The 26,850-nt window shown below is 73.5% G+C and carries 28 protein-coding genes; 17 read left to right on the forward strand and 11 right to left on the reverse strand.

The window, feature by feature from the left end:
* Positions 1-95 precede the first annotated feature (95 nt).
* Positions 96-605: a hypothetical protein gene (locus C1N91_RS13410; RefSeq protein ID WP_137768126.1), complete on the reverse strand. Its 510-nt coding sequence runs from the start codon at positions 603-605 to the stop codon at positions 96-98.
* A gap of 112 nt (positions 606-717) precedes the next feature.
* Here C1N91_RS13410 and C1N91_RS13415 point away from each other — a divergent pair, with 112 nt between their 5' ends.
* Positions 718-1,623: a LysM domain-containing protein gene (locus C1N91_RS13415; protein ID WP_137768127.1), complete on the forward strand. Its 906-nt coding sequence runs from the start codon at positions 718-720 to the stop codon at positions 1,621-1,623.
* Positions 1,624-1,806: 183 nt separating this feature from the next.
* Here the strand turns inward: C1N91_RS13415 and pgi are convergent, their stop codons facing one another.
* The 5 genes from pgi to C1N91_RS13440 form a co-directional block, all read right to left on the reverse strand.
* A complete protein-coding gene (pgi, locus tag C1N91_RS13420) occupies positions 1,807-3,516 on the reverse strand; it encodes a glucose-6-phosphate isomerase (protein ID WP_058727286.1) in 1,710 nt (569 codons plus the stop codon).
* A 183-nt stretch (positions 3,517-3,699) separates the two neighbouring features.
* A complete protein-coding gene (locus C1N91_RS13425) occupies positions 3,700-4,710 on the reverse strand; it encodes a nitronate monooxygenase (protein ID WP_137768128.1) in 1,011 nt (336 codons plus the stop codon).
* 49 nt (positions 4,711-4,759) lie between these two features.
* On the reverse strand, positions 4,760-7,027 hold the full coding sequence (locus C1N91_RS13430; RefSeq protein WP_137768129.1) for a heavy metal translocating P-type ATPase: 2,268 nt from the start codon (positions 7,025-7,027) through the stop codon (positions 4,760-4,762).
* A complete protein-coding gene (locus C1N91_RS13435; protein ID WP_137768130.1) occupies positions 7,024-7,242 on the reverse strand; it encodes a heavy-metal-associated domain-containing protein in 219 nt (72 codons plus the stop codon). Before C1N91_RS13435 ends, C1N91_RS13430 begins: the two co-directional genes overlap by 4 nt.
* Before the next feature lie 28 nt (positions 7,243-7,270).
* Positions 7,271-7,573 carry a metal-sensitive transcriptional regulator gene (locus tag C1N91_RS13440; protein WP_137768131.1) on the reverse strand — a complete coding sequence of 101 codons (303 nt, stop codon included), beginning with the start codon at positions 7,571-7,573 and terminating at the stop codon, positions 7,271-7,273.
* A gap of 284 nt (positions 7,574-7,857) precedes the next feature.
* Between C1N91_RS13440 and C1N91_RS13445 the strand changes: the two genes are divergently transcribed.
* From C1N91_RS13445 to C1N91_RS13495, 11 genes are all read left to right on the forward strand, one after another.
* Complete coding sequence (locus C1N91_RS13445) at positions 7,858-9,051, forward strand: helix-turn-helix transcriptional regulator (protein WP_137768132.1); 1,194 nt, start codon at positions 7,858-7,860, stop codon at positions 9,049-9,051.
* Positions 9,052-9,215: 164 nt separating this feature from the next.
* Positions 9,216-9,665: an Asp23/Gls24 family envelope stress response protein gene (locus C1N91_RS13450; RefSeq protein WP_137768133.1), complete on the forward strand. Its 450-nt coding sequence runs from the start codon at positions 9,216-9,218 to the stop codon at positions 9,663-9,665.
* Positions 9,658-9,849 carry a DUF2273 domain-containing protein gene (locus C1N91_RS13455; RefSeq protein WP_137768134.1) on the forward strand — a complete coding sequence of 64 codons (192 nt, stop codon included), beginning with the start codon at positions 9,658-9,660 and terminating at the stop codon, positions 9,847-9,849. Before C1N91_RS13450 ends, C1N91_RS13455 begins: the two co-directional genes overlap by 8 nt.
* 23 nt (positions 9,850-9,872) lie before the next feature.
* A complete protein-coding gene (locus tag C1N91_RS13460; RefSeq protein WP_137768135.1) occupies positions 9,873-10,178 on the forward strand; it encodes a hypothetical protein in 306 nt (101 codons plus the stop codon).
* Positions 10,179-10,189: 11 nt separating this feature from the next.
* Positions 10,190-10,765 carry a DUF6286 domain-containing protein gene (locus C1N91_RS13465; protein WP_137768136.1) on the forward strand — a complete coding sequence of 192 codons (576 nt, stop codon included), beginning with the start codon at positions 10,190-10,192 and terminating at the stop codon, positions 10,763-10,765.
* On the forward strand, positions 10,762-11,325 hold the full coding sequence (locus C1N91_RS13470; RefSeq protein WP_137768137.1) for a hypothetical protein: 564 nt from the start codon (positions 10,762-10,764) through the stop codon (positions 11,323-11,325). Before C1N91_RS13465 ends, C1N91_RS13470 begins: the two co-directional genes overlap by 4 nt.
* A 130-nt stretch (positions 11,326-11,455) precedes the next feature.
* Positions 11,456-11,629 (forward strand): CsbD family protein, encoded by a 174-nt coding sequence (locus C1N91_RS13475; protein WP_058749186.1) that lies wholly within the window; start codon positions 11,456-11,458, stop codon positions 11,627-11,629.
* Positions 11,630-11,690: 61 nt separating this feature from the next.
* The gene (locus C1N91_RS13480) at positions 11,691-12,890 is read left to right on the forward strand and encodes an Asp23/Gls24 family envelope stress response protein (protein WP_137768138.1); all 1,200 of its coding nucleotides are present in this window, start codon (positions 11,691-11,693) and stop codon (positions 12,888-12,890) included.
* Entirely contained in the window at positions 12,887-13,303 is a 417-nt protein-coding gene (locus C1N91_RS13485; protein ID WP_137768139.1) for an MFS transporter permease, read from the forward strand. Before C1N91_RS13480 ends, C1N91_RS13485 begins: the two co-directional genes overlap by 4 nt.
* A 192-nt stretch (positions 13,304-13,495) precedes the next feature.
* Positions 13,496-13,957 carry an RNA polymerase sigma factor gene (locus tag C1N91_RS13490; protein ID WP_254678261.1) on the forward strand — a complete coding sequence of 154 codons (462 nt, stop codon included), beginning with the start codon at positions 13,496-13,498 and terminating at the stop codon, positions 13,955-13,957.
* Positions 13,944-14,768, forward strand: a complete 825-nt coding sequence (locus C1N91_RS13495) for a hypothetical protein (protein ID WP_137768140.1) — start codon at positions 13,944-13,946, stop codon at positions 14,766-14,768. Before C1N91_RS13490 ends, C1N91_RS13495 begins: the two co-directional genes overlap by 14 nt.
* 16 nt (positions 14,769-14,784) lie before the next feature.
* Here the strand turns inward: C1N91_RS13495 and C1N91_RS13500 are convergent, their stop codons facing one another.
* The 4 genes from C1N91_RS13500 to rimK form a co-directional block, all read right to left on the reverse strand.
* Positions 14,785-15,765: an NAD-dependent epimerase/dehydratase family protein gene (locus tag C1N91_RS13500; protein WP_137768141.1), complete on the reverse strand. Its 981-nt coding sequence runs from the start codon at positions 15,763-15,765 to the stop codon at positions 14,785-14,787.
* A complete protein-coding gene (locus C1N91_RS13505) occupies positions 15,762-18,548 on the reverse strand; it encodes an alpha/beta fold hydrolase (RefSeq protein WP_137768142.1) in 2,787 nt (928 codons plus the stop codon). Before C1N91_RS13505 ends, C1N91_RS13500 begins: the two co-directional genes overlap by 4 nt.
* Positions 18,545-19,618: a 3-oxoacyl-ACP synthase III gene (locus tag C1N91_RS13510; RefSeq protein WP_137768842.1), complete on the reverse strand. Its 1,074-nt coding sequence runs from the start codon at positions 19,616-19,618 to the stop codon at positions 18,545-18,547. Before C1N91_RS13510 ends, C1N91_RS13505 begins: the two co-directional genes overlap by 4 nt.
* A gap of 68 nt (positions 19,619-19,686) precedes the next feature.
* The gene (gene rimK / locus C1N91_RS13515; protein WP_137768143.1) at positions 19,687-20,865 is read right to left on the reverse strand and encodes a 30S ribosomal protein S6--L-glutamate ligase; all 1,179 of its coding nucleotides are present in this window, start codon (positions 20,863-20,865) and stop codon (positions 19,687-19,689) included.
* A gap of 68 nt (positions 20,866-20,933) precedes the next feature.
* Between rimK and C1N91_RS13520 the strand changes: the two genes are divergently transcribed.
* The 4 genes from C1N91_RS13520 (at position 20,934) to C1N91_RS13535 (ending at position 24,963) form a co-directional block, all read left to right on the forward strand.
* On the forward strand, positions 20,934-21,395 hold the full coding sequence (locus tag C1N91_RS13520) for an ATP-dependent zinc protease family protein (protein ID WP_066656091.1): 462 nt from the start codon (positions 20,934-20,936) through the stop codon (positions 21,393-21,395).
* A 250-nt stretch (positions 21,396-21,645) separates the two neighbouring features.
* Positions 21,646-23,496: an alpha/beta hydrolase gene (locus C1N91_RS13525; RefSeq protein WP_137768144.1), complete on the forward strand. Its 1,851-nt coding sequence runs from the start codon at positions 21,646-21,648 to the stop codon at positions 23,494-23,496.
* Between the two features lie 83 nt (positions 23,497-23,579).
* Positions 23,580-24,167 carry a hypothetical protein gene (locus C1N91_RS13530; protein WP_137768145.1) on the forward strand — a complete coding sequence of 196 codons (588 nt, stop codon included), beginning with the start codon at positions 23,580-23,582 and terminating at the stop codon, positions 24,165-24,167.
* Positions 24,168-24,291: 124 nt separating this feature from the next.
* Positions 24,292-24,963: a peroxiredoxin-like family protein gene (locus tag C1N91_RS13535; protein ID WP_137768146.1), complete on the forward strand. Its 672-nt coding sequence runs from the start codon at positions 24,292-24,294 to the stop codon at positions 24,961-24,963.
* A 125-nt stretch (positions 24,964-25,088) separates the two neighbouring features.
* On the opposite strand, the gene C1N91_RS13540 is transcribed toward C1N91_RS13535, so the two are convergent.
* Positions 25,089-25,643 (reverse strand): TetR/AcrR family transcriptional regulator, encoded by a 555-nt coding sequence (locus tag C1N91_RS13540; protein WP_137768147.1) that lies wholly within the window; start codon positions 25,641-25,643, stop codon positions 25,089-25,091.
* 23 nt (positions 25,644-25,666) lie between these two features.
* On the opposite strand from C1N91_RS13540, the gene C1N91_RS13545 reads away from it, so the two are divergent.
* Complete coding sequence (locus C1N91_RS13545) at positions 25,667-26,848, forward strand: MFS transporter (protein ID WP_175416030.1); 1,182 nt, start codon at positions 25,667-25,669, stop codon at positions 26,846-26,848.
* The last annotated feature ends 2 nt before the right edge of the window (positions 26,849-26,850 follow it).

Below are 26,850 nucleotides of genomic sequence, written 5' to 3' on the forward strand. Positions count from 1 at the left end.
GTCGACCTGACGTTTGGACCGATCCAAGAAACGCCTGATGAGCGAGGGAGCGGTCCAACAGCCGACCCGACCGCGCGTGGCCAGCGCAGTGCTGCTCAGTCGGTGTCGGACGGGCCGTCGCCGAGGACGTCGCCGAGCGAGGCCATGCCGGCCCCGTGGTCCGTGTACCGGCGCACGGTCCGGCGGGCCGCGGCGCTCGCCGCTCCTCCGAGCGCCGGGTTCCGCCGGGCGGCGTCGGCGACACGACCCGCGTGTCCCGCGGTCGACAGCAGGACGTTCGCCAGCGCGCGGGCGGCGCCGGGCTCCGGGACACCGGTCACCGTCCAGGCGCTCCGCAGCTGCTCGTCCGGCGTGACCCCGCGGCGGGTGCCCATCCGGTGCCAGTCGGAGAGTGCCCCCTCGGTGCGCTCGGCGGCCCGTTCGACCTCGCCCGCGCGCCGCCGCTCGACCGCGCGGACGGCATCGGCCGAGGCGTCGTCCGTCCCGTGTCCCCGCCCCTCGACCGCCGCGGCACGCCGGCGGGCAGCGGTATCGTCACCGCCCGCCTCGGCGATGCGAGCGGCGTGTGCGGCGGCTGCGGCGGCGAGGATCTCGTGGCGGTCCATGCTCCGACGGTAGCCGCTCGCACCGACAGCAGTGTGCCCCCGGACACATCCCCGTCGGCGCGGCCCGAGGTGCCTCGGACCCCGCGGTAGCATCGGGAACCGAGGGGGAATCATGAACCGAACCGTCGCGACCGGCGCCACCGCTCTGGTCGTCGCCGTCGCGCTGTCCGGTTGCTCGCTGCTCGGCGGGTCCGACGGAGCGCTCCCGGCACCCTCGGTCCCGCCGACGGCGAGCCGGACGCCGGCACCGACCGCCACCGCGACCGAGGACCCGGACGCCGCGCACATCGAGGCCTCGGCGACCCCGCGCGCGCCCACACCGGTCGCGACCGAGGCCGCCGTCCCCGACCCCGTGCTCACGCCGATCCCGGCCGGCACGGTCCTCACCGAGGGCGACGTCGCGTCACCGAAGGGCAGCATCCACTTCCACTACCGGGTCGTGGCGGACGGCGACGACACCTTCACCGCGCAGTACACCGGCGTCACCTCGTCGCTCCCGGTACCGATCGGCGTGGGGTTCTTCGAGCGCGAGCGGCAGGTCGGCGACGGGCTGACCTACCCCGGCGTGGGCGACGCGGTGCTCGGAGGTCCGACCGCCGCGCCGGTGTCGAAGGACGTGCCGCTCGACGGATCGGGCGTCGACCCGTCCGGGCTCGTGACGCTCGTGGTGTCCTCGGCCGCCGATGCCGGGCAGGTGGACCTGCCGATCGAGATCGCGGGTGGCAAGGTGCTCGCGGTCGCCCCCGTGCGGTGGTCGGTGCCCCAGCGGCAGACGAACGTGCACCCGGTCGACGGCGGCGCTCGGGCGAACGCCGCCGGTCCGGTCACCGCGACGACCGCCTCCGGGGCACCGCGGTCGTACACGGTCGCCCGCGACGACCTGATCGGTGACGTCGCCGCGCGCTTCGGCATCAGCGTCAAGGCGCTCGTCTGGCTGAACGCCGACGTGCAGGTGTTCGGCGACGACCAGTACCTCTACGAGGGCACGACGCTCAACCTCGACCCGCTCGCGCGCTGACGCGGTGCCGCGCGGTCCGTCAGTTCCGCGGGGCGACAGACCACCGTCGACGGTTCGCGGCACCCTGTCGCTCTGGCGGAACCCCCCGGCGGACGGGAGGACCAGGGCGGGCCGACCGTGCGACGGACGGGAGGCGCGGTGCCAGCTGGCACCGCGCCTCCCGTCCGTCAGGGGCGTGCGTGGCTACTCGCCGCGCAGCTCCAGGTACTTGGCGATGAGCGCCTTGGTCGAGGAGTCCTGCGACGCGAGCGCGTCCTGGTCGCCGTCGACCGCCGGGGCGATCTGCAGCGCGAGCTGCTTGCCGAGCTCGACGCCCCACTGGTCGAACGAGTCGATGCCCCAGATGGTGCCCTCGGTGAACACGATGTGCTCGTAGAGGGCGATGAGCTGGCCGAGGACGCTCGGGGTGAGCTCCGGCGCGAGGATCGAGGTCGACGGCTTGTTGCCCGTGAAGGTGCGCGCCGCGACGATCCCCTCGTCGGTGGTGCCCTCGGCGCGGACCTCGTCGGCGGTCTTGCCGAACGCGAGCGCCTTCGTCTGCGCGAAGAAGTTCGCGAGGAACAGCGCGTGGACGTCCTGGCCCGGCTGCACGGCCTTCCCGTCGCCGGACTCGTCCTTGAGCGGACGGGCCGGCTTCGCGACGGTGATGAAGTCCGCCGGGATCAGGCGGGTGCCCTGGTGGATGAGCTGGTAGAACGCGTGCTGACCGTTCGTGCCGGGCTCACCCCAGAAGACCTCGCCGGTGTCCGTCGTGACGGGCGAGCCGTCCCAGCGGACGCGCTTGCCGTTCGACTCCATCGTGAGCTGCTGCAGGTACGCGGCGAAGCGGTGCAGGTACTGCGTGTAGGGCAGGACCGCGTGGCTCTGCGCACCGAGGAAGTTCGTGTACCAGACGTTGAGCAGGCCCATGAGGACCGGGACGTTCTGCTCGAGCGGCGTGGTGCGGACGTGCTCGTCGACGGCGTGGAAGCCGGCGAGGAACTGCTGCCAGTTCTCCTTGCCGATCGCGATGACGACCGAGGTGCCGATCGCGGAGTCGACCGAGTAGCGGCCGCCCACCCAGTCCCAGAAGCCGAAGGCGTTCTCGGGGTCGATGCCGAACGCGGCGACCTTGTCGAGCGCGGTCGAGACGGCGACGAAGTGCTTGGCGACGGCGTTCGACTTCTCGTCGTCGGACGCGTCGGTCAGGCCGAGGCGCTCCCAGAGCCACTGGCGGGCGAGGCGGGCGTTGGTCAGCGTCTCGAGCGTGCCGAAGGTCTTCGACGCGACGATGAAGAGCGTGGTCTCCGGGTCGAGGTCCGCGGTCTTCTCGTAGATGTCGGCGGGGTCGATGTTCGAGACGAAGCGCGCCTCGAGCCCCTCCTGCACGTAGGGCTTGAGGGCCTCGTAGACCATGACCGGGCCGAGGTCCGAGCCGCCGATGCCGATGTTCACGACGGTCTCGATGCGCTTGCCGGTGACACCGGTCCACGAGCCGTCGCGGACCTGCTCGGCGAAGGCGTAGACCTTGTCGAGCGTGGCGTGGACGTCGGCGTCGACGTCCTGTCCGTCGACCACGAGGGCGGGCTCGATGCCCTTCGGGCGTCGGAGCGCGGTGTGCAGGACCGCGCGGTCCTCGGTCACGTTGATGTGCTCGCCGGCGAGCATCGCCTCGAAGCGCTCGGCCACGCCGGTGTCCTTCGCGACCTGGAGCAGGGCGCCGAGGATCTCGTCGTCGACGAGGCCCTTCGACAGGTCGACGGTCAGGTCGGCGGCCTGGAACGTGTAGCGCTCGGCACGACCGGGGTCGCTGTCGAACCAGCCGCGCAGGTCCGGGGTGAAGCCGTCGGCGATGCCGGCGAGCTTCTTCCAGCCGTCGGTCGATGTGGGGTCGACGGGAGCGGATTCGGTCACTTCGGTCCTCCTGGGTACCTTCAAGACGTACTGGACCGCGGGTCACCGCAGCGCTGCGTCGCGGACCACGTCCGAGCGTAGTGCCGTCGGGGTGTCTCCGCGCACAGCCCGACGGCGGCCGCCCACGGGCCGAGCGCCGGCCGACCCGGCTCCGCACCCGTCCAAGCGCCGCGCGCCGCGTGACTAGGGCAGGAGTGCTGCGAGGGCGTCGGCCACCGGACCGTCGGTCGCCGCCCGCCAGCCCCGCCCCGCCCACAGGTGGAGCCGGTGCGGGTCCCCGGTGGCGGCTGCCTCGCTCCGGATCGGCCGCGTCAGGTGGTGCAGGGCCGGGTACCCGAGCGGGGCGTCCGGGTGCGCACGCGTGAACGCGTTGGCGAGGCTCCGCGCGGGGCGTCCGGTGAAGGCGCGGGTCACGACCGTCCGGTCGAAGGCCCGGTCGGTGAGCGCGGCACGGTGGGTGGCGGAGGTGCCGGCCTCGTCGGTCCGCAGCACGGCGGTGCCGACGGCGACGGCGGCCGCACCGGCGTCGAGCTGGGCGCGGACCGCCTCGGCCGTCTCGAGTCCGCCCGCCGCGACCACGGGCAGCCGCACGGCGGCGGTGACCCGGCGGACCAGGTCCTGCAGCGGCACGGGCGCGGGCGTCGCAGCCGCGTCGAGGACCGCCGAGTGCCCGCCCGCGGCCTCCCCCTGCACGAGCAGCACGTCGACACCGCGCTCGGCGGCCGCCCGTGCCTCGGGGACGCTCGTCACGGACTGCACCGTCAGGACTTTCCGGCGGTGGAACTCGCCGACCACCGACGCAGCCGGGAGTCCGAAGGTGAACGACACGACCGGCACCGGGTCGTCGAGCAGCAGTCCGACCTTGTCCGACCACGCGTCGTCGTCCTCGTGCTTCGGGGGCAGCGGGCGCCCGGCGTCCGCCTCGAGCTCGGCGCGGTAGGCCTCGTACACGCCGTCGTTGATCGGCACCGGCGATGGCACGAACAGGTTCACACCGAACGACGCCGTACCGCTCGACCGGACCTCGGCGACCTGGGCGGCGAGGGCGTCGGCGTCGAGGTACCCGCCGGCGAGCTGTGCCAGGTGCCCCGCGCGGCTCGCGGCCGACACGAGCGCGGGCGTGCTCGGCCCGCCCGCCATCGGCGCGACGTGGACGGGTGCCGCGGCACCGAGGACACCCGGGAGGGATCGCATGCGCCCATCCTGCCCGCCCCGCCCGGAGCCGGAGCCGGAGCCTCGTCCGTCAGTCCGACGGCGTGAAGCGCCGCAGCCGCAGGCTGTTCGTCACCACGAACACGGACGAGAACGCCATCGCCGCACCCGCCAGCACGGGGTTCAGCAGTCCCGCCATCGCGAGCGGGATGGCCGCGACGTTGTACGCGAAGGCCCAGAAGAGGTTGCCGCGGATCGTCCGGAGCGTCGCCCGCGACAGCCGGACCGCGTCCGCCACCACGGTGAGCCGACCGCTGACGACCGTGACGTCGCTCGCCGCGATCGCCGCGTCGGTCCCCGCTCCCATGGCGATGCCGAGGTCCGCGGCCGCGAGCGCCGCGGCGTCGTTCACCCCGTCGCCGACCATCGCGACGGTCCGCCCCTCGGCCTGCAGCCGCCGGACGGTCTCGAGCTTGGACGCGGGGGTCGCCCGGGCGTGCACCTCGTCGATGCCGACCCGGTCAGCGACGGCGCGGGCGGCGCCCTCGTTGTCACCGGTGAGCAGCACCGGACGCAGGCCGAGCGCGACGAAGCGCCGCACGGCCTCCGGCGCCTCGGGCTTCACGGTGTCGCCGACGACGACCGCGCCGAGCAGGGCTCCACCCCGGGCGACGAGGACCGCGGTCCCCCCGTCCGCCTCGGCGGCACGGACCCGAGCAGCCAGGGCGTCGTCCACGTGGACGGCCCAGGCCTCGGCGAGCCACCGGGCGGTACCGACGACGACCACCTCGCCGTCGACCACGCCCTGCACGCCGGCACCCGGGGTCGCGGTGAACTGCTCGGCGACCGGGACGTCGAGACCGCGCTCCCGGGCGGCCCGGACGACGGCCCGGGCCACGGGGTGCTCGGAACCGTCCTCGACCGCGGCGGCCAGCGCGAGCAGTGTGGCGTCGCCGTCGGGCACGGGACCGACCGGCAGGACCGCTGACAGGCGCATCTCCCCCGTCGTCACCGTGCCCGTCTTGTCGAGCACGATCGTGTCGACGGCGCGGGTCCGTTCGAGGGCCTGCGGGCCGCCGATCAGGATGCCGAGCTGCGAACCGCGGCCCGTCCCGACGAGCAGGGCCGTGGGCGTCGCGAGCCCGAGCGCACACGGGCAGGCGATGATGAGCGTCGCGACGGCGGCGGTGAAGGCGGCGGTCAGCGAACCGCCGGCCACGAGCCAACCGTCGAAGGCGACCACGGCGAGGCCGATGACGACGGGCACGAAGACCGCCGAGACCCGGTCGGCGAGCCGCTGCACGGCGGCCTTGCCGGTCTGCGCCTCCTCCACGAGACGCCCCATCCGGGCGAGCTCGGTGTCGGCACCGACGGCGGTGACCTCGACCACGAGCCGACCCCCGACGTCGATCGTGGCGCCCGTGACGCGGTCGCCCGGACGGACCTCGACCGGGACGGACTCACCGGTGAGCATGCTGAGGTCGACGGCCGACGAGCCCTCGCGCACGATGCCGTCGCTCGGGATCCGCTCGCCCGGCCGGACCACGACGACGTCACCGACGACGAGCGAGGCGGCCGGCACGCGGACCTCGGTCGGACCGGACGGCCCGTCGCGCAGGACCGACGCGTCCTTCGCGCCGAGCTCGAGCAGCGCGCGGAGCGCCGCTCCGGACTGCTGCTTCGCCCGGGCCTCCATGTACCGCCCGGCGAGGATGAAGACGGTGACGGCTGCGGCCACCTCGAGGTACAGGTCGCTCGCCTCGGGGTCGGACGCGAACCACGAGAACGTCATGTGCATCCCGGGGCGACCAGCGTCGCCGAGGAAGAGCGCGTACAGCGACCACCCGAACGCGGCGAGCACCCCGACGCTCACCAGCGTGTCCATGGTCGCGGCGCCGTGCCGGGCGTTCACCCACGCCGCACGGTGGAACGGCAGCGCGCCCCAGACCGCGACGGGCGCGGCCAGCGCCAGGGCCGCCCACTGCCAGTTCGGGAACTGCAGGACCGGCACCATCGAGAGCAGCACCACGGGCACGGCGAGCACCGTCGAGACGACGAGCCGCTGCCGCAGGGGCGCCGTGGTCTCGTCCCGGGCAGTGTCGTCGTCCGCGTCGACATCGGCCCCGGGCGCTGGCTGCCGCACGTGCACGGTCGCGCCGTACCCGGCGGCCTCGACGGCCGCCACCAGGGCAGCCGTGTCGACCGTTGCGGGATCGGTGACCGTGACCTGCGCCTGCTCCGTGGCGTAGTTCACCGTCGCGGAGACGCCCGGCAGCTTGCCGAGCTTCCGCTCGACGCGGTTCGCGCACGAGGCGCAGGTCATCCCCGTGATGTCGAGCTCGACGACGCCCTCGCTCACCGGGTCACGACCTCGTACCCCGCCTCCGCGATCGCGCCGCGCAGGGCCTGGTCGTCGATCGGGCGGTCCGACGTGATGGTCACGGACGACGATCCGCCCGGCACCAGGTCGACGGCGACGGCGGTCACACCGGCGAGCTCGGAGACCTCCTCGGTCACGCTCGCCACGCAGTGCTCGCAGGTCATCCCGGTCACGGCGACGGTCTCGGTGGTCATGGTTCCTCCTCGGGAGTGGTGGTGTGGCTCAGGAGCGGACGAGCCGGGCGATCGCGTCGCTCGCCTCGCGCACCTTCGCGTCGGCGGCGTCGCCGCCCTCGGACACGGCCTCGGCGACGCAGTGGCGCAGGTGGTCCTCGAGCAGCGAGAGCGCGACCCGCTCGAGCGCGCGGTTCGCCGCGGAGATCTGGGTGAGCACGTCGATGCAGTAGGTCTCGTCCTCGACCATGCGGGCGATCCCGCGGACCTGCCCCTCCGCGCGGCGCAGCCGCTTGAGCAGGTCGTCCTTGTCGTCGATGTACCCGACGTGGGCGTGCGGTGCGTTCGGCATCCTGACCTCCGTGCTCGACAACACGGTACCCCCATGGGGTATTCCGCGCCTCGAGCCCCGGGACGAGTCGCAGAATCTCCTGAGAATTGTTCACTGATCGACAGCATCGCTCGCATCCGCGGTGGGCGGACCGCGCGACCCGACGGATCGCCGCGCTGGTGCGGATCGAGCCGGGACGCGTCGGACGGGAGGCCCGTGGCGGTGCCGCCACGCGCCTCCCGTCCGGCGCCGCCCACCACGGTCACGGGAGCGCGCATCCCGGACAGTGCTGGCATGATGCGCGGGTGAGCACCTCGTCGACGAACGGATACCGCCGGCTGCGGTTCACCGAGAGCGACGGCACCGACTACGCGCGGATCTTCTCCGCCGAGTACAACGGCAGCGACCTCGGGACCGAGACCTACGTCACCGAGGGCACCCGCTACGAGTACACGATCGTCGGCGACGACGACGTCACCCTCCGCACGATGCGCGCCGAGGGCGGGCGTCGAGGCGGGGTGATCGGCCCGCGGAAGGACCACGTGGTGTTCTGGCTCACGAAGGGCCGGCTCGAGATGCACTTCGCGGACCGCACCAGGGTGATCGAGCCGGGGAGCCCCTACATCGCCTCGGCGTCCGAGGCCTACCGCTTCGAGTCGGCCGACACCGTCTACAACGGCCTGCACGTGTCGGACCCCTTCCTCCGGTCGGTCGGCGAGGAGCTCGGCTACCGCCTGCCCGAGGGACCGCTGCTGTTCGACCAGCAGGACGAGGCGATCGCGCGGCGCGAACCACTCCGTCGCCTGGTGCAGGACCTCGCACCCGCCCTGCTCGACGAGCGCGTGGTGGGGTCGATGCGCACCGCGCTGAACCGGCGGCTCGCCGTGGTCGTGCTGGACACCTTCCCGATCCGCAACCGCGGCCAGGACGTGCCGGTCGCGAACCGTCTGCGCGACGCGATCCGGTACATCGAGGCGCACGCGCAGGACCGTCCGTCCGTGCCGGACATCGCCGCGGCGTGCGGACTGAGCCAGCGCGGGCTGCAGGACGTCTTCGCGAGGACGCTCGGCACCACGCCGAACCGCTTCATGCGCGACCACCGGCTCGACTGCGTCCGCCGCGAACTGCTCCGCGCGGTCGGTGACGAGGGCGTGACCCCCGTCGCGCGGCGGTGGGGCTTCACCAACCCCGGGCGCTTCGCCGCCGCCTACCGGGAGCGCTTCGGGGAGGACCCGGCTGCGACCCTGCGGGGATCACGCGCCGCGCGTCCCGAGTCCGGCCGGACGTCCTGGCGGGTCCGTCGCGCCGTCGCGCACATCGTCGAGCACGCCGGCAGCGACCTGACCGTCGACGACATCGCCGACGCGGCGGGGGTCCGACCGCGCCGGTTGCAGCAGCTCTTCCAGCAGGAGTGCGGGCTGTCGCCGATGGCGTACGTGCGCTCCGTGCGGGACGCTGCGTCGCGCAACACCGGGGCCGGTATCGGCGGCTCCGACTGACCGCTCCCCCTCGGGGTACACGGAGAACCGCCGTTCTGGCGCTTTCCCTGGAAGAGCGCTGAAACGCGGGACACGCGCGTGACGAAGGTCGGTGTCAGCCCGTCTCATCCGTGAACAGCAACCGCTGGGAACGAGTCCCGGCGGGCACTCGAAGGGAGCAACCAATGGCTGACACCACCAACCTCACCTCTGCCGCCACCAGCTCGACCGGCAGCCACGCGTCCGGCTCGGCCTCGGGCAAGACCACGATCGACGACACCGTCGTCTCGAAGGTCGCCGGCATCGCCGCCCGCGAGGTCAACGGCGTGCACTCGCTCGGCAACGGCGCCGCCCGTGCCATCGGCGCGATCCGCGACGCGATCGGCCAGCGCGACTACGGCCAGGGCGTCAAGGTCGAGGTCGGCGAGAAGCAGGTCGCCGCGGACGTGACCATCGTCGCCGAGTACCCCGTGTCGCTGCAGCAGGTCGCCGACGGTGTCCGTTCGTCGGTCGCCCGCGCCCTGCAGCAGATCGTCGGCATGGAGGTCGCCGAGGTCAACGTCACCGTCCAGGACGTCTACATCCCGGGCGACGACGACGACAACGACGACAAGAAGGAGTCCCGCGTTGAGTAACACACTCGTCGGCGCACTCATCGGCGCCATCCTCGCCGTCGTGGCACTGCAGTTCGGGTTCTGGGGCTTCGTCCTGGTGATCGTGTTCGGGCTGATCGGTGCCCTCGTGGCCGCGATCGCGACCGGGAAGATCGACCGCGGCGCCCTGACCGACGTGCTGACCGGACGCCGGAGCTCCCGGTGAGCGCCGGCCCGGGGAGCCTCCCGGTGAGCGCGGTCCCGGGCCGGGTCGAGATCACCGCCCGGGCGCTGACGGCGCTGGCCCGGGCCGTCGCAGCGGAGCGTCTCGGCGCTCCGGCGAAGCGGCTCCGGGTCGGGTTGGAGGACCACGACGGCGCGCTCGCGCTCGAGGTCACCGGCCCGATCGCCGCCGGCGGGGACATCGTCTCCGCCGCCACGACGGCCGCTGACACGATCCGCTCCCGCGTCGGGGACCTCTCCGGCCGACGGGTGGGTCGGACCCACATCGAACTGACCGGGATCGTGCGTGAGCACGAGGGCCGGGTCCGGTAGGAGGGGCCATCATGAGCATCGAACAGCTCGAGAAGCGGCTGCGTCGTCGCAGCGTCCACCGGTCCCGGTCCACCGCCCTCGCCGTCACCCTGATCATCGTCGTGGTGGTCGCGGCGTGGATCGGCACCGAAGCGGTCCTGAAGGCCATCGGGCAGGGCCCGCTGCTGGCGGACCCGCAGACCGTCGCCGACACCGCCCTCAAGCCCGACGCGGCGTTCACGACCATCGCCGAGGTCATCGCCGCCGTCCTGGTGATCCTCGGCATCATCCTCATCGTGTTGGCGGTGAAGCCCGGCCGGCAGCCCCGGTCCGGGATCGACCGGGACCGCGGCGCGGTCGTGATCGACACTCGCATCCTGGCCTCCACCGCCGCGAACGCCGCCGCCCTGGCAGCAGGCGTCCCCGAGTCCAACACCACGGCGTCCGCACGCGGCCACCACACCGAGGTGCACGTGGTGCCCCTGTCCGGCATCCCCGTCGACCGCACTCAGGTCGAGCACGCCGTGCAGGAGCGGCTCGGCCGGCTCGGCGGCAAGCACGGCCGGTCCGTGAAGGTCACCGTGGAAGAGAAGGGAACCCTGGCATGACCACCACCAACCGCGGCTTCAACCGGGTCCTGCTGTTCCTGATCGGCCTGGTCAGCATCATCGTCGGCGTGATCATCGGCGCCGGCGTCCTGCAACCCGTCCGCGACGCCCTCCAGCAGTACGTGACCCTGCCGACGAAGGTCACCGTCCCCGACACCGCCCTGTGGATCATCGCCGCCGTCTGCGCGGTGGTCATCGTCCTGGCGGTGATCGTGGTGTTCACCCGCGGCGGCGGCGGCACCAGCGTCGCCGTCCGGGAACGCTCCGGCGACGACCAGGTCACCGTGAACGTCGCCCTCGTCCGGGACGTCATCGACCACGAACTCACCGGTGTCCACGACATCGTCGGATCGAAGGTCGACACGTACCTGGTCAAGAAGACCCGCGCGGCACGGATCAAGGTCCACGTCCGCCGCGGCGGGGACGCGGTCACCGTCCTCGACGCCGTCGAGAACGCCCTCACCACCCTCGACCGCACCCTCGGCCGGCAGATCCCGGTCCTGGTCCACCTCACCGGCGGCACCCGCACCGCACTGGCACGCACCACCCGCGTCCAGTAGGCCGGACCCGGCACACGACGCCGGACACGAACGCACCACCAGCACCACCGCAAGCGGGCCGGACGAGGCGACCAGTGCCTCCAGGCCGTCACCACCGGGCGACAGCCCACGAGCAAGAAGGGAACCCACCATGGGACTCGACGACAAGATCAAGAACGCTGCCCAGGACCTGACCGGCAAGGCCAAGGAGGCCTTCGGCAACGCGACGAACAACGACGAGAAGGTCGCGGAGGGCAAGAAGGACCAGGCCGCTGCGAGCGCCAAGCAGACCGGCGAGGACGTCAAGGACGTCTTCGGGAAGTAGCGGACCACGGCCGTCGCCCCCCGACGGGGGCGACGGCCGTCCTGTTCACGAGGAGGAAGCCATGCAGCACGATCCGAACGCCCGGACGCAGATCACCGAGGTCGACCTGCCGTCCGAGCTGACCACCCCGCTCCCCGAGGATGCCGGGCCACTGGTGGTCGCCGCCCGCACCGCGGCGGAGACGGCGCTCGGCGTGCCGGGCGTCCACCACCTGGGCGGGCTCGTCGCCCGAGCCGCCGACCGTGTGCGTTCGCAGCTCGGTCGCACCGCCGGCGCCCCCGGCGTCCAGGTCGACGACAGAGACGGCACGCTCGACGTGACCGTCTCCGTGGTCGTCAGCTACCCGCGCCCGGTGCTCGAGGTCGCCGACGAGGTCCGCCGTCAGGTGGCCGCGGCGGTGTCGCAGCTCGGCGCGGGACAGCCCACCACCGTCGACGTGCGCGTGCTCGACGTGCACGGTCCCTTCGACGACGAACCGACGCCGGTCGACAAGGCCCGCGAGGCCGTGGGTGACGCGGTCGACCGCACGAAGGAGGCCGTCTCCGGCGCCGCTGAGAACGTCCGCGACGGAGCCGCCGACGTCGCCGAGCGGGCGCGCGATGCCGCGCGCGACGCCGCCGACGCCACGCGGGAGGCCGCTGGCCGCGCACGGGACGCCGCCGGTGACGCCGTCGACCGCGCCCGGGAGACCGCCGCCGACCTCGGTGATCGGGCATCCGAGGCGGTCGACACCGCCCGCGAGGAGACCGCGGACGCCGTCGACGCGGCGCGGGAGAAGTCCGCCGACGCCGTCGACGCGGCGCGGGAGACCGCGTCCGACGCGGCTGAGCGTGCCGCGGAGAAGTCCTCGGACGCCGGCGACGCGGCGAGGGAAGCGGTGAGCGCAGCGAAGGACGCGGCGAAGGACGCCTCGCAGGAGATCCGTGACCGTGCATCCGGTGCCGCCGCGGCGGCGACGGACGCCGCAGCGGACGCCGGTGCCGCGGCCTCGGACGCGGCCGACGCTGCGGCGAGCGCGACGAAGGACGGCGCGACCTCCTCGGCGCACGGCGACACGTCCCACGCCGCTGGGACGTCCGACTCCGCCGACGCGTCCGACACCACCGACACGGACGAGCGCGTCGCCGAGGCGCTCGACGAGGCGGCCGACCGCATCGAGCACGCCGCCGACGTCGTCCGCGACGAGGCCGACGCCCGTCACGACGGCGCCGCCGAGCACCGCAGCGACGACGGCGAGGGTGACGGCGAGGCACGGCGATGACCACCGCGTGGGCGGGACGGCGGGGCTCGACCGCTCGTCGTCCCCGTCCGCGCGGCGTCTGGATCACGTCGGGCATCGGCATCGTGCTGGTGCTCGCCGTGGCCGTCGGCGCCTACCTGCCGCTGGTCGGGTTCCTCGGCGGGATGACCGCAACCACCGCCGGACTCGTGCCGTTCCCGTTCATCCGGATCACCCTCGTCACCCTGCTCGGCGTGGTGGTCGTCCTCGCCCTGCTGCTCTGGGCGCTGACCCGGCGCCACACGGTCACGTCGGTCTTCGCGGTCGTCCTCGCCGTCCTGGTCAGCCTCGCGGTCACCGCCTACCCCGTCGTGACGATCGCCATCGCCTCGGCGGACCGTGCCGGTGACGTCTGGCCGATCATCACCGAGCTCTGGCAGCGCTTCACCGGCTGACCGCGCCGCCCGGCACCACAGTCCCACGACGGACCCGCGACCCGAACGCGGGTCCGTCGTGTCGTCCCTGCGTCCTCGTGGTCCAGCGACGGTCGTCCGGCAGCACGCTCGACACGCCCGGTTGCACGAACGACGGGGTCGGTTCGTCAGGATCGGGCCTCGTCGGACATCCTCTTGGTGAAGGGGGTGACCGTGGACCGAGACGACGACCAGACGCTCGTGGAGCGGATGGCCCGGGGCGACCGCGCCGCACTCGCGACGGCGTTCGACCGCCACGCCGCCGTGCTCACGCGCGGCGCATGGGGACTCGCGGCGACACCGGACGCCGCGCGGTCGCTCGTGCAGGACGCCTTCCTGCAGCTCTGGGACCACGCGACCGACGTCCGACTCGCATCGGCGTCGCTCCTGCCGTGGCTGCTCGCCGCGTGCGCCGGGCGCGCGTCCGGTGCGCTGCCCGGCGATCCGCTCCGGTTCGTCCGCTCCGACCTGGCCGGCGCATCGAGCGACGACCGCGCGCTCTGCGAGCGGTGCGTCGTGGACGGCCGCTCCTACGCCCAGGCAGCCGACGAGCTCGGACTCCTCCCGTCGGCCCCCGGCCGTTCGAGCCGTCCGGGCCGCGGACCGCGGAAGGCGGTGACGCGTGATGGACACTGAGCCGCCCCGGGGGGACGACCTCCAGCGCCTGCTCGTCACGATGAAGCAGGACGTCCTGGCACGCACCGTGCCCCGGCGCACGCCGCGTCGTCGACGGGTCGGGATCGCGATCGGCGTCGTCGCCGCACTGCTGCTCGGCGCCGCCGGCGGCAGCGTCGCACTCGGGCTGATCCCCGGTCCGGACGCGCAGCCGACCGCACCGACGACCTCACCGACCGCCGTTCCGACGCCGAGCCAGACGCCGGACCGCGCACCGGTCGTCGACAGCCCCCGCCCCACCCCGACGCCGAGCCCGACCTCCACCCGCCGACCGTTCGCGCTCGACGACCCGGGGACGTGGACGATCTCCGGTACCGAGATCGGGCCGATCGCCGTCGAGGGTGACTACTCCGCCGAGACCGATGACCTCACCGCCGCGTTCGTCCACGACCCTTCGTGCTCCGCCGTGTGGAAGCTCCGTGGGTCGAGCGTCCCGGCGCGGGAGCAGCCGACGCTGTTCATCGTGCGGGACGACGCGGGCGGGATCTCCGGCGTGGACATCTCGGGATCGTCCTCCCGAGCCGCTCCGACGACCGTCGAGGGCCTCGGGCTCGGCAGCTCGCTCGACGAGCTCCGTGCGGCCTACCCGGACCTCCGGTACACCGTCTCCGGTGTGGACGACCCCGATCCCGCCGACGGGAACCCCTACGGTGTCTGGACCACGAGCATCAACGGTGTCCACGTCAGCTTCTCCGTGACGTCGACCGAGCCCGTCAGGGACATCTGGGTGAGCGCGGACTCGGCGATCCCGCCGTACGAGTTCTGCGGGTGACGCGGTCGCGCGCCGGTCAGTGGGCGGCGCTCGACCCGCTCCGGAGTCGCCGGAGCCCCTCGTCGATCGAGACCGTCGGCGCCCAGTGCAGGTGGGCCCGTGTCCGCCGCTGGTCGAACCAGTGCGCCGTCGACAGCTGCTCCGCGAGGAACCGCGTCATCGGCGGCTCGTCCGCCCCGGGACGCACCCGCCATGCCGCCTCGACGACCGAGCCCGCCGCGCGGGCCAGCGCCGCGGGCACGTGCAGCCGCGGTGCCGGGACCCCGGACGCCGTGCAGATCCCCGCCAGGAGCTCCCCCACCGGTCGGGGTTCGCCGTTCGTCACGACGTAGGCGTTGCCGTGCAGGGCGTCGTCGGCCGCGTGCTCGAGCGCGGCGACCATCGCCGACGCGGCGTTGTCGACGTAGAGGGTGTCGATGAGCGCTGCGCCCGAGTCGAGGAGCGGCAGCCGCCCGGCGCGTGCGCGGTCGACGATGCGGCCCACCAGCTGGGTGTCCCCCGGCCCCCACACCAGGTGCGGGCGGACGGCGACGACCGCGAAGCCCGGCGCGTCCGCCGCGAGCGCCAGCAGCTCGGCGGCTGCCTTCGTGCGCGCGTAGTGCCCGCGCGCAGCCGTCGGCTCGGCGGGGTCGGCGGCGGCGCCCGCCAGGGACGACCCGGTGTGCGCCACGGACGGCGACGACACGAAGACGAAGCGCCCGACACCGGTGGCGCGTGCGGCATCGAGCAGCGCGCTCGTCCCCGAGACGTTGACGCGGGCGAAGTCGGCCGGGTCACCGGCGAGCGACACCTTCGCGGCCAGGTGCACCACGGCCTCCACGCCGGCGACCGCGCGCGCGACCGCCGCGGTGTCGGTCATCGTGCCGAGGGCGTCCTCCACCCCGTCGACCCCGGACGGCCGGCGCTGGAAGGTCCTGACGTCGTGCCCGGCGTCGCGCACGGCGGCGGCGGTCGCCCGGCCGAGGAACCCGCTGGCCCCGGTGACGAGGACCCTCACGGGCGGACCATCCGGCCGCCGCCGAGCACCGTCGACGCCCATCGCGACAGCCGTGCGCGATCGACCTTCGAGTTGTGCCGGATGTCCGTCGGCAGGACCGGGACGACGAGCACCGCGGCGAGCGGCACCCCTGCGGCCGCACGGACCGCGGCGGCGAGGTCGGCCGCCGCGAGCCCCGGACGTCGTGCCGCGGGGACGGTCTCCACGACGGCGACGACCTGCTGGGTGCCCGTGGGACCGATCCCCGCGATGCCCGCACGGCCGACCCCGTCGACCCGCTCGATCCGCTGCTCGGGCCCGACCGGGGTGACGACGCCGTCCGGGGTCGTCACGACGTGCTGCAGCCGGCCCTCGATCCACAGGCGTCCGCCGGCGTCGAGGTGCCCGACGTCACCGGTGCGGTGTCCACGCGGGTCGTCGACGCCGAGCCGCGACACCCGGTCGGTGCGCCAGAGCCGGTCGTACCGGTCGCGGACGTGCGGTGCTGCGACGACGACCTCGCCGGTGACACCGGCGCGGTCCGTCAGGGCACCGGTCGGCGCGCCGTCGTCGTCGAGCGGCGCGATGCGCACGCGGACCCCGGCCGCTGGCCGCCCGACGCAGATGCCGTCGTCCGGAGCGGCGGCGGCCGACCGCACGCCGTCCAGGTCGACGTCGGTCATCAGCAGCCCCTCGGTCATGCCGTAGGGGGTGTGCGCCGCCGCGTTCGGCATCAGGTCGGTCGCCGAGGCGAGGAGCGAAGCAGACACCGGCGCGCCCGCGGACAGGAACAGGCGCACCCGCGCGAGCGACTCCCGGTCGGTGGCGGTCAGTGCCGAGGCCGTCGCCACGACGTTCGCGAGCGCCGCGGGCGAGAGGAACACCACGGTCGCGTCGGCCGCGGCGACCGCATCGGCCACCGCCCGCGCCGTCAGGGTCCTCGGCGCGGTGACGTCCATGTCCGGCGCGACCGACCGGGCGCCGAGCGCGGGGCCGAGCAGGGCGAACGGTGCGAAGCCCGCGACCAGGCCGGTGCCGACGCCGACGCCGTACTGCGCCGCCAGGACGTCCCGCACCGCGGCGAGCTGCCCGTGCGTGTACACGACGCCCTTCGCCGGCCCGGTGGAGCCCGAGGTGAACAGGACGGCGGCGGGAGCGTCCGGCGAGGGCGCTGCGGGCAGCTCCGCACCGGCCGCGAGTCGACGGGCACCGCGTCGGGCGACCTCGACCAGGGTGTGCTCCACGCCGAGCGCCCGCCGCGCGGGCGCCGGGAGCGTGACCGTCGCGATGCGTCGTCCCGGCCAGCCCAGGGCGCGGGCGGCGGCCAGGCCGGGCAGCGCGCCGATCACCCAGTCCGGTCGGGCACCGCGGACGGCGCGGGTCAGGCCGCGGAGGCCGAGCCCCGCGTCCGCGACGACGACGACGGCACCGATGCGGACGCAGGCGTACAGGACGGCCGTCAGGTCGGCACCGGGCGTGACGAGCAGGGACACCCGGTCACCGGGGCGGACGCCGAGGTCGGCGAGGCCGGCGGCGACCTCACGCACCCGACGGGCGAGCAGCCGCCACGAGACCGTGCGGGGCCCGCCGGCGGTCGCCATCTCGACGAGCGCGGGCTCGTCGCTGTCGCGCAGGTCGTCGAGCGCAGCCCACAGCGGGCGGTGGCCGGGACCCGCGTCGGGCGACGCGTCTCGAGCCGCATCGCTCGAGACCGGTCGGACACCGCGAGCCTCGGCGGCGGCGGCAGGAGCACCGGCACCGGCATCGGCCTGGAGGCTCGGCTCGCCACCGTCGGGCGCGTGGCCCTCCGGCAGGCGGTCACCCAGCCAGTCGAGGACGGTCCCCGCGACGTCGGCGTCGTCCGGCAGCAGGTGCCCGGCACCCTCGAAGCGGTGCACGTCGGCGTGCGGCACCCGGTCGATCAGGTCGTCGAGGTAGCGCTCGAGGAACACCGGGTCGCGCGGCCCCCACATGACCAGCGCCGGGACGTCGAGCGCGGCGACACCGGCGGCGATGCGGTCGAGCTCGCCGGCGCTGTGGTGCGTGGCGTCGACGGGGATGTCCGCGACGAACCCACCGATCCCGCCACGACGGGCGGCGCCGCGGTACGGGGCCCGGTAGGCGTCGGCGACGGGCCGGTCGAGCTTCGGGTGCGCGATGGCCAGCGTCGTCTCGAGGAACGCCGGGGTCAGCACCGTCCCGCGCCCGAGCACGTCGGGGCGCAGCGCGAGCCGCAGCGGTGCGGGGATCGGGGCGTCGTCGGGCTGGTGCACGGCGGTGTTGCACGTCGCCACGCCCACCACGAGGTCGGGGTGGTCGACCGCCCAGCCGAGCGAGACGACACCGCCCCAGTCGTGCCCGAGGGTGACGACGGGTCCGGTGAGCCCGAGCTCGTCGGTCAGGGCACCGAGGTCGCGGACGCGGTCGGCCAGGCGGTGCTGGTCAGCGGTGCGCTCCGAGAAGCCCATGTCGAGCTGGTCGACCGCGACCACGCGCCAGGCCGGGCCACCGGCCCGGGCGGCGTCGAGCGTGCGGGCTGCGACGGTCCGCCACAGGTAGGACCACGTGGGGTTGCCGTGCACGCAGAGCAGGGTGCCGACCGGCGTGACGCCGAGCGCGTCGAGCTGACCGGCCGTGTCGAGGAGGTGCCAGGTGCGCGCGGGGCGGGGCGGGCCTCCCGGCCGACCGTCCGTCGACGCGGGGACCGTGACCAGGCGGGACCAGGCCGGGTCGAGTCCGGGCAGGGGCGGCGGGAGCGTCGCCGGAGCCGTGCTGGCGGCGACGCGCGGGAGGCCGGACCTCACCAGCGCAGTTCCATCATCGCCGTGTTGATGCCCGAGCCGACGCCGCCGAGGAAGACACGGTCGCCGCGCGTGATTCCGCCGCGGTCGACCTCGTCGGCCAGGGTGATCGGGATCGACGCCGGACCGACGTTGCCGTAGCGCTGGTACGTGGTGGGGACCTTGGTGCGCGGGATGCCGATGGCCTCGACGAACGCGTTCGTGTGCACGTCGGAGACCTGGTGCAGCACGTAGCGGTCCATGTCCGCCCAGTCGAAGTGCGCCCGTGCCTCGTTCCAGGCGGCGACGACCAGCTCCATGCCGCCCTTGAGCAGCATCTTCGCGTCCGTGAACATGCCGTCCACGCTGCCGACGCACAGGTCGTACCACTGCGTCGCCGCACGGGTGACGCCGCCGATGATGCGGTGCCCCTCGGGGTGGACGTCGGACGGGCCGAGCACGGCGGCCGCGGCACCCGACCCGAGGGTCAGGCTCGCGAACTCGCTCATGAAGTCCTTGCGGTTCCGGCCGCCCTGGTTCAGGCGGTCGATCGTGTTGAGCTGCACCTGGTCGGCGTCCTCGCCGTCGACGATGAGCGCGTACTTGACCTGGCCGGAGTCGATCATCCCCGCGGCGACGCTCATCGCGTTGACGAAGCCGAGGCACGCGTTCGCGATGTCGAAGTTGATCGCCGACGTCGGCAGCCCGAGCCCGTGGTGCAGGCGGACGGCGACGCTCGGCTCGAGGTGCGGACGGGTGACGGAGGTGTTGATGAGCAGTCCGACGTCCTCCGGCCGGATGCCCGCTTCGGCCATCGCGCGGCGGCCGGCGTCGATCGCGGCGTCCTGGAAGGTCTGGTCCTCGCCCCAGTTGCGGCGCTCGGTGACCCCGGCGACCCGCTCGAGCAGACCGGTCGGGAGACGGAGCCGACGCAGGGCCCCGCGGAGCTTCGCCTCGATGTCCGCGGACGTCGTCACGCGGTCCGCGACGGTCGTCGCCACCGACAGGAGCGACACGTTCTGGTGCTTCGCCGTGGCGTTGCCGGGGCGCTCCGGTTCGCTGCTCGTCGACTGGTCGACCGGTCGTTCCGTCATGATCGTCACCGACACATACTTCCGCATCTGACCTGGGTACGCGATCCGGGTGCGCTGGGCGGCACCGGTCAGGCGTCCTTGGGCAGCTTGCGGACCTTCGACCGACGGCGGCGGCGGTCCGGGATCATCGAGCGCATCTCCTCGAGCTTGCCGAAGCAGAGCAGGCGGTCGCTGGCCTGCAGTTCGACACCGCTGCGGGGGTTCGGGATCACCGAGGCCCCGCGGTGCAGGGTCAGGACCGTGATGTCCCGGTCCCACAGCCCGGACTCCTTGATCGTCTTGCCCACCAGGTCGGCGTTCGTGTGCACGAGGAGCTCGGCCACGCCGTAGCCGGTCGAGACACTGAGGCGCTGGCGGACGTCGATCTCCGGGAACGCGACCTGGTTGCCGATGAAGTCGATGATCGCGCCGGCGACGTCGAGACCGGTCGCGCGTTCGATGCCCTCGAGGCCCGGGGACGAGTTGACCTCCATCACGAGCGGCCCGTCGTTGCCCTCGAGCATGTCGACGCCCGCGACGCGGAGGCCCATGATCTGCGCCGAGCGCACCGCCGCCTCCTCGTACTCCGGGCTGAGGGTGACCTTCTCCACCGTGCCGCCGCGGTGCACGTTCGACCGGAACTCGTCGCCCGACGCGCTGCGCCGCATCGCGGCCACCACCCGGTCCCCCACGACGAGTGCGCGGATGTCGCGGCCCCGGCTCTCCGAGATGAACGCCTGGATGAGCACGTTCTGCTTCGTGGAGTGCAGGGTCTCGACGATCGACTCGGCGACCTTCGCCTCGGGCGCCAGGATCACGCCGATGCCCTGCGTCCCCTCGAGGAGCTTGATGACGACCGGCGCCCCGCCGACGCTGTCGATCGCACCGCGGACGTCCGCGCGGCTGTTCACGAAGGTGGTCGCCGGCATGCCGATGTGGTGCCGGGACAGGATCTGGTTCGCCCGGAGCTTGTCGCGGGAGTTCGTGATCCCCGTGGCCGTGTTCGGCGTGTAGACGTCCATCTGCTCGAACTGCCGGACCACGGCGGTGCCGTAGTAGGTGATCGAGTTGCCGATGCGCGGGAGCACGGCGTCGTAGTCGCTGAGCAGTTTGCCGCGGTACAGCAGGTCGGGCTCCTCGCCGGACAGGTCGATGGCGAAGCGCAGCGTGTTCAGCACCTTGACCTCGTGTCCGCGGTCGACCGCTGCGGCACGCAGACGCTGCGTCGAGTACGCGTGCGGGGCGCGCGACAGGATGGCGAGTTTCATCGGGGTTGCTCCACGGGGTCGAGACGTCGACGGCGACGCTCAATCAAAGCATGCGACAGGATGGGCACATGGCCCGGAACCCGACGATCGCAGGATGGCGTGAGTGGGCTGCCCTGCCCGGGCTGGACCTGCCCTGGATCAAGGTGAAGCTCGACACCGGGGCGCGGAGCTCGGCACTGCACGCGTTCGACCTCGAGGAGCTCCCCGGCGACCGGGTGCGCTTCTCGGTGCACCCGTGGCAGGACACCGACGCCGACGCCGTCACGCACGAGTGCGACGTGCACGACCGGCGGATCGTCCGGAGCTCGACGGGGCACACGCAGGAGCGCATCGTCGTGCTGACGCCGATCACGCTCGCGGGCCGCACGATCGATGCCGAGGTCACGCTGAGCAACCGCGACCAGATGGGCTTCCGGATGCTCGTCGGCCGCGAGGCGCTGCGCCAGGGGTTCCTGGTCGACCCCGCCCGGTCGTTCATGGCGGGGCGGGCACCGAAGGAGATCCGGCGGCGCAACCGCGGTCGCGCCTGAGGCGCGGTGCGGCGCGGCGCTCGCGCTTGCACCGAGGGGCGGCGCGCTGTGCTCCCGCACAACGGGAGGCACGCCGCGCCACGTCGTTCCGTGGTGCGGCGTGCTTCCCGTCGTGTGCGCCTCCCAGCATGCGTCCCGCACGAAGGCGGACGGGAGGCGCGGGGCGGGCTGGATCCGCGCCTCCCGTCCCACGAAGGGCCGTACTCCACAGGCTTCGTCTCGCTCTTACTGAAATGCTACGTTTCACACCTTGCCGGTCCGGTCATGGGGGTGGAACGTGGGGTTCGAGTTCGACGACGCCGCAGCTGCGCGGCTCGCAGCGTGCGCTGCGCACGCGGCGTTGGCGCTGCGCGGGAGTGCATGGCCGCGACGGAGCGCTGCCGAAGCAGCGCTGCGGGACTTCGACGGCGGGTACGCGCGCCTGTTCGAGACGGCCAGGACCGTCGAGTCCGAGGACCGGGTACGCCTCGCACGCGCGCTCGACGACCTCGCCGACCAGGTGCGGATCGCCTTGCACCAAGCCTCGCGGGAGCGCCGGCGCCGGTCGGAGCTCGCGGCCTGGCAGCGACGAGCGGCCGACCGCCAGCACGCGCTGGTCGGCGTGGGCGCCGTGTGGGAGCCCGTGCTCGACGCGAGCGCAGCGGTCTTCGATCCGGAGCCCGCCGATCCCCCGATCAGACCGGCGCCCGTCACCGCGACCTTCCGCGCTCGACACCGACGACGGACCGGAGCGCAGTCGACCGGGCGCAGCAGTGCCGATCCGGACCGGTTGCGACAGTTCGCCGCCGCGGCCCAGGCGCAGGACGGCGCGACGGAGCAGGACCTCGTCCGCGTCCGGAACGCGTGGGCGGGGTTCCGGGACCGGTGCGGGTGGGTCCCCGTCGAGGCACCCCCGCTGCCCGGCGGCTTCGGCGAGTACCTCGACGAGAACGCCGAGGACGCCCGGTGGGCGGCGCGGGTCGCCGACGCGTTCGAGGCTGCCGGCGGAGGGTCGGTCGCCGACGTCGCGCTCGACGTCGCCGGAGCGTCGACCCTGTCCCCGGCTGTACAGCGGCTGCTGGACCCGTCCCTGACCCCGGCGCAGGTCGCGGCGGCGTGGAAGGAGCTCGGGCTCACCGCGGAGGACATCGCGGCGCTCCCGCTGCGCACACAGGTGCAGGTGGCGAACCTCGACGGGGTGCCTGCCGTCGCTCGTGACGTGTCCTCGCGGCGGGTGCTCGCCGTGGCGATTCGAGACCCGGAACGGATGTACCGACTCTTCGGCCTGATCTCCACGTACGGCGCGGTGAGCATCGAGGAGTTCACCGCGCAGGTCCGCGCGCTCGCTCAAGGCCTCCAGCGAGCTGACCGGATCGCGGCCGAACTACGCGCTCCGTCGGACGCAGTGGCACAGCTCGTCGGTTTCGGCGTCGCGAACGGCGCCCCCGTCGCCGCGGTCGTGCTGGGCAACCTCGACACCGCCGAGAACGTCACGGTGAGCGTCCCCGGAGCGACGACGACCCTCGGCAGTACGCTTCAGAAGGTTCGCGCTGCGTCGGGACTCCTCGGCTCCGCTGCAGACATCGACGGCGCGACGTCCTACGCGGTCGTGTCCTGGTTCGGCTACCGCGCACCTGCTCTGCCCGAGGTCCCGGCGCAGGGACGAGCTGCCGCCGGTGGGGCCGAACTGGCGTCCTTCCTCGACGGCATCCACGAGAGCCGAGGGGGCGCGCCGCGTCGACTCACGGTGCTCGGCCACTCGTACGGCTCGACGACCGCAGCCGAAGCACTGGTTCAGACCCGACACCGCGTCGACACCTTCGTCACCTACGGATCGGTGGGTATCACGGATGCGACCGAGCCGGAACACCTCAACGTCGACCGCGTGTACGCAACGGAAGGGCAGGCGGACCACACCGCCATCACCGGCAGGATCGGCCGGACCGATCCACGCGACCTGCCGGACGTCGAGGTCTTCAGCTCCGAAGCGGCGGGCGGCCTCGCGGCCGTGACAGGCCACGACATGTACCCCGAGACCGCCGGCCAGGTCGGTTACCTGACCCCCGGTTCAACTGCTCAGGACACCATCTCGCAGATCATCGCAACGGGAGGGCGAGGATGAAGACCATGCGATCGATCAGCGTCCTCATGGCAATCGCCGTCTGCACTTGGCTCCTGTCCGGGTGCACGGCAGGAGGAGACCGCATGCCCGTCGACGCCGCAGGGACAACGCAGGAGGACGTCGCACGGATGTCGCTCCACGAGGAGTTCGACCGGTACCACGAGCGCTACGAGCGGATGCAGCAGGTGCTCGCTGCCGCGCAACGCCAGGTGCACGACGGCGAGTGGCGATGGACCATGGGCGACCGCGTCCCCGGCATCGGCGGTGACGGCGTTGCCCCGTTGGTCGGTTCGACCACCGAGAACAGCTACGACCTGCGCACATCACGCGTCTGGTCCTCCCCCGACGCTGGCAACGACCGTCGTGAACTCCGACCGATGATCGACTACTTCGAGGACCAGGGCTGGCCCTGGCGAGAGCGCACGCTCGGGAAGAACCACGATGTGTGGGCGGTCACCGACGACGGCTGGCACGTGCGGTACCTCATCGTCGACAACGGCCACCACGCGCTCACCGTGTACAGCGGACTCTTCTGGACCAACGACGGACTCGAGCTCACCGAGGCCGTCGGCGGCCGCAACGACGGGGAGTACCCCGAGGAGTCCCTCCCCGGCGAGTACCCGCCGTTCCCGGAGTGGAGCGACCCGATCATCCGACCACCGAAGACCTGAGTGCGCGTCACGCCCCGCTCCGCGGATGACGCTCCGTGACGACGGCCGTTCCCCTCCCGAGGACACCTGCCTACGCTCCACGCACCGGCCCGCTCGCCGGTGACCCGGACCCGAGGAGACCGACGTGACCGACCAGACCATCGCCCGCCAGGTGGACGACTTCAACCAGGGCTTCACCGCCCAGATCGGCCCGGAACTGTCCGCGGTCTTCGACGGTGAGCAGGCCGACCTGCGCGCCTCGGGCGTGCCCGACGGTGTCGTCGGTGTCGGTGAGACCGCCCCGGACGCGCGCCTGGTCACCCCGGCGGGCGAGGAGACCTCGCTCGCGGCGGTCCGCGGCTCCGCCCCGACCGTCGTCGTCTTCTACCGCGGCGCCTGGTGCCCCTACTGCAACATCACCCTGCGCACGTACCAGCAGGAACTCCTGCCCGCCCTGCAGGAGCGCGGCGTGCAGCTCGTCGCCGTGTCCCCGCAGACGCCGGAGGCCGCCGAGCAGTCGATCGCGAACGGCGAGCTCGCCTTCCCCGTGCTCACCGACCCGGAGAACGTGCTCGCCGGACGCTTCGGCATCGTCACCGAGCCGAGCGCCGCTGCGCGGGCGGCGCACACGCAGCTCGGCTTCGACGTCGCCGACAGCAACGCCGACGACACCGCCGCCATCCCGTTCCCGTCGGTCTTCGTGATCGACGCGGACGGCGTGGTCCGCTTCGCCGACGTGCACGTCGACTACACGACCCGCACCGAGGTCGCGGACGTGCTGACCGCGGTCGACGACCTGGTGGTCCCCGCGCACTGAGCGGCCGGCTCGCAGTCGTCACGGACCGGACGGGAGGCGCGGCGCAGGTGACGGACGTCCGTCACCCGCACCGTGCCTCCCGTCCGCATCGTGGGCCGGCCGGCAGGGCAGTCCTGGCCCGACCGTCAGGGCAGGAGTGCGGTCGCGACCGCCCGGGCGGTCGTCGCGTCCGCAGCTGGGTCGCGCAGGCGCATCGCCAGCGACCCGGAGACGACGAGCAGCAGCTGTTCGGCGAACGCGGGGGCACGGTCCCCGACGAGCGGACGCGCGGTCTCCGTCAGACGCCGGCGCAGGGTGTCGGTCTCGCGGTCGAGGACGGCGCGCAGGTCCTCCGGGGCGTCGACGTACTCGGCAGCGGTGCCGAGGAACGCGCACCAGCGGGAGCCCGCCGGGGTGGTCCGGTAGTCGTCGAGGGCGTCGAACACGGCGAGCGCCCGGCCGCGGTCGTCCGTCGCCCGCTCGAGCGCCCGGTCCCACGTCGCGACCCAGTCCTCGTGGCGTCGGTCGAGTGCCGCGGCGACGAGGGCCTCCTTGCTCGGGTACCCGCGGTAGAGCGTCGCCGACGACACCCCCGCGCGCTCAAGCACGGCGTCGATCGGCGTCGCCGCGATGCCCCGTGTGAAGAAGAGCTCCTCGGCAGCGTCGAGCACCCGCTGCTCGGTCCCTGGACGCATTGCCATGCCGCCAGCCTAGGGTCGCAGAAGTGAAACGATCGTTTTCGTTACGGACTCGCATCCTGGTGCTCGGCGGGCTCGGACTCGTCGCCGCGACCTACGGGCTGGTGCGCCTGGCGTACGGGCTCTTCCTGCCGGACGTGCAGCGCGACCTCGGCTTCGGGGCGGACGTCGGCGGTGCGGTGTCCTCGGCCGCTTCCGTCCTGTACTGCGTCGGCGCCGTCGCGGGGTTCCTCCTCGCGGGCCGGGCCGCCCGGTGGCTCGTCGTCGGCGCGGCGCTCACGGCGGGCGTGGGCGCGATCGTGATGGCCGCGAGCACGACGACCCCGGTGTTCGGGACGTCCGCCGTCGTGGCGTCCACCGGGGCAGGGCTGGCGTCGCCGGCGATGGTGCAGCTGGTCGCCGGCCGTGTCGACGGCGCGGTGCGTGACCGGGCACAGGCGGTCGTGAACTCCGGCACGGGGCCGGGGCTCGTCGCCGCCGGGGTGCTCGCGCTCGTGCTCCTGCCGGACTGGCGCACCGCGTGGGCCGTCGCCGGGATCGCGACGCTGCTGGTGGGGGCCGTGGTGTTCCTCGCGGCGGGGACGACCGAGCGCGCGGTCACGTCCGGGCCTGCTCCGCAAGCCGTGCTGCCCGACCGCTCGTGGTTCGGTGCGCAGGTCGCGCCGGTCGTGGTCGCCCTGCTCTTCGGCGCCGGCTCGGCGGTGGTCTGGACGTACGGTCGCTCGGTGCTCGTCGGCGCGGGCGTGCCGAGTGCACTGACCGTCGTCGCGTGGGTCGTGCTCGGTGTCGGCGGGGCCTCGGTGGCGGTGACGGCCCGGTGGACGAGCGGGGTGCCCGCCGCTCGGACGTGGTCGCTGACGACGACGCTCGCGGCCGTCGCGGTCCTCGCGCTCGGGCTGCTGCCCCACCTCGTCGTGGCCGCCCTGGTGGCGTGTGCGGTGTTCGGGTGGGCCTACACCGCGGCGACCGGCGCACTCATCACGTGGACGACCGAGACCGACCAGCAGCACGCGGCCGCGGGCACCGCGCTGCTCTTCGTGGTGCTCGTCGCCGGGCAGGCGCTCGGGGCGGCGGCCGCCGGTGCGCTGGTCGAGCCGGCGGGCACGGAGGCGACGTTCCTGATTGCAGCGGCCGTGGTGGCGATCGCCGCCGCTGTCCCGCTCCTGGTCGCCCGCCGGGGCCTGCGGTCGGCGGTGCCCACCCGGTAGCG

The organism is Curtobacterium sp. SGAir0471 (assembly GCF_005490985.1).
In the GTDB taxonomy this organism is placed as follows: Bacteria; Actinomycetota; Actinomycetes; order Actinomycetales; family Microbacteriaceae; genus Curtobacterium.

What these genes read in the sequence shown, in the direction of transcription:
- C1N91_RS13450 (WP_137768133.1), top strand. Translation starts at nt 9,216, where the DNA reads ATGGCTGACACCACCAACCTCACCTCTGCCGCCACCAGCTCGACCGGC.
- C1N91_RS13435 (WP_137768130.1), bottom strand. Translation starts at nt 7,242, where the DNA reads ATGACCACCGAGACCGTCGCCGTGACCGGGATGACCTGCGAGCACTGC.
- C1N91_RS13520 (WP_066656091.1), top strand. Translation starts at nt 20,934, where the DNA reads ATGGCCCGGAACCCGACGATCGCAGGATGGCGTGAGTGGGCTGCCCTG.
- C1N91_RS13410 (WP_137768126.1), bottom strand. Translation starts at nt 605, where the DNA reads ATGGACCGCCACGAGATCCTCGCCGCCGCAGCCGCCGCACACGCCGCT.
- C1N91_RS13485 (WP_137768139.1), top strand. Translation starts at nt 12,887, where the DNA reads ATGACCACCGCGTGGGCGGGACGGCGGGGCTCGACCGCTCGTCGTCCC.
- C1N91_RS13480 (WP_137768138.1), top strand. Translation starts at nt 11,691, where the DNA reads ATGCAGCACGATCCGAACGCCCGGACGCAGATCACCGAGGTCGACCTG.
- C1N91_RS13510 (WP_137768842.1), bottom strand. Translation starts at nt 19,618, where the DNA reads ATGACGGAACGACCGGTCGACCAGTCGACGAGCAGCGAACCGGAGCGC.
- C1N91_RS13415 (WP_137768127.1), top strand. Translation starts at nt 718, where the DNA reads ATGAACCGAACCGTCGCGACCGGCGCCACCGCTCTGGTCGTCGCCGTC.
- C1N91_RS13440 (WP_137768131.1), bottom strand. Translation starts at nt 7,573, where the DNA reads ATGCCGAACGCACCGCACGCCCACGTCGGGTACATCGACGACAAGGAC.
- rimK (WP_137768143.1), bottom strand. Translation starts at nt 20,865, where the DNA reads ATGAAACTCGCCATCCTGTCGCGCGCCCCGCACGCGTACTCGACGCAG.
- C1N91_RS13530 (WP_137768145.1), top strand. Translation starts at nt 23,580, where the DNA reads ATGCCCGTCGACGCCGCAGGGACAACGCAGGAGGACGTCGCACGGATG.
- C1N91_RS13540 (WP_137768147.1), bottom strand. Translation starts at nt 25,643, where the DNA reads ATGGCAATGCGTCCAGGGACCGAGCAGCGGGTGCTCGACGCTGCCGAG.
- C1N91_RS13465 (WP_137768136.1), top strand. Translation starts at nt 10,190, where the DNA reads ATGAGCATCGAACAGCTCGAGAAGCGGCTGCGTCGTCGCAGCGTCCAC.
- C1N91_RS13470 (WP_137768137.1), top strand. Translation starts at nt 10,762, where the DNA reads ATGACCACCACCAACCGCGGCTTCAACCGGGTCCTGCTGTTCCTGATC.
- C1N91_RS13475 (WP_058749186.1), top strand. Translation starts at nt 11,456, where the DNA reads ATGGGACTCGACGACAAGATCAAGAACGCTGCCCAGGACCTGACCGGC.
- C1N91_RS13425 (WP_137768128.1), bottom strand. Translation starts at nt 4,710, where the DNA reads ATGCGATCCCTCCCGGGTGTCCTCGGTGCCGCGGCACCCGTCCACGTC.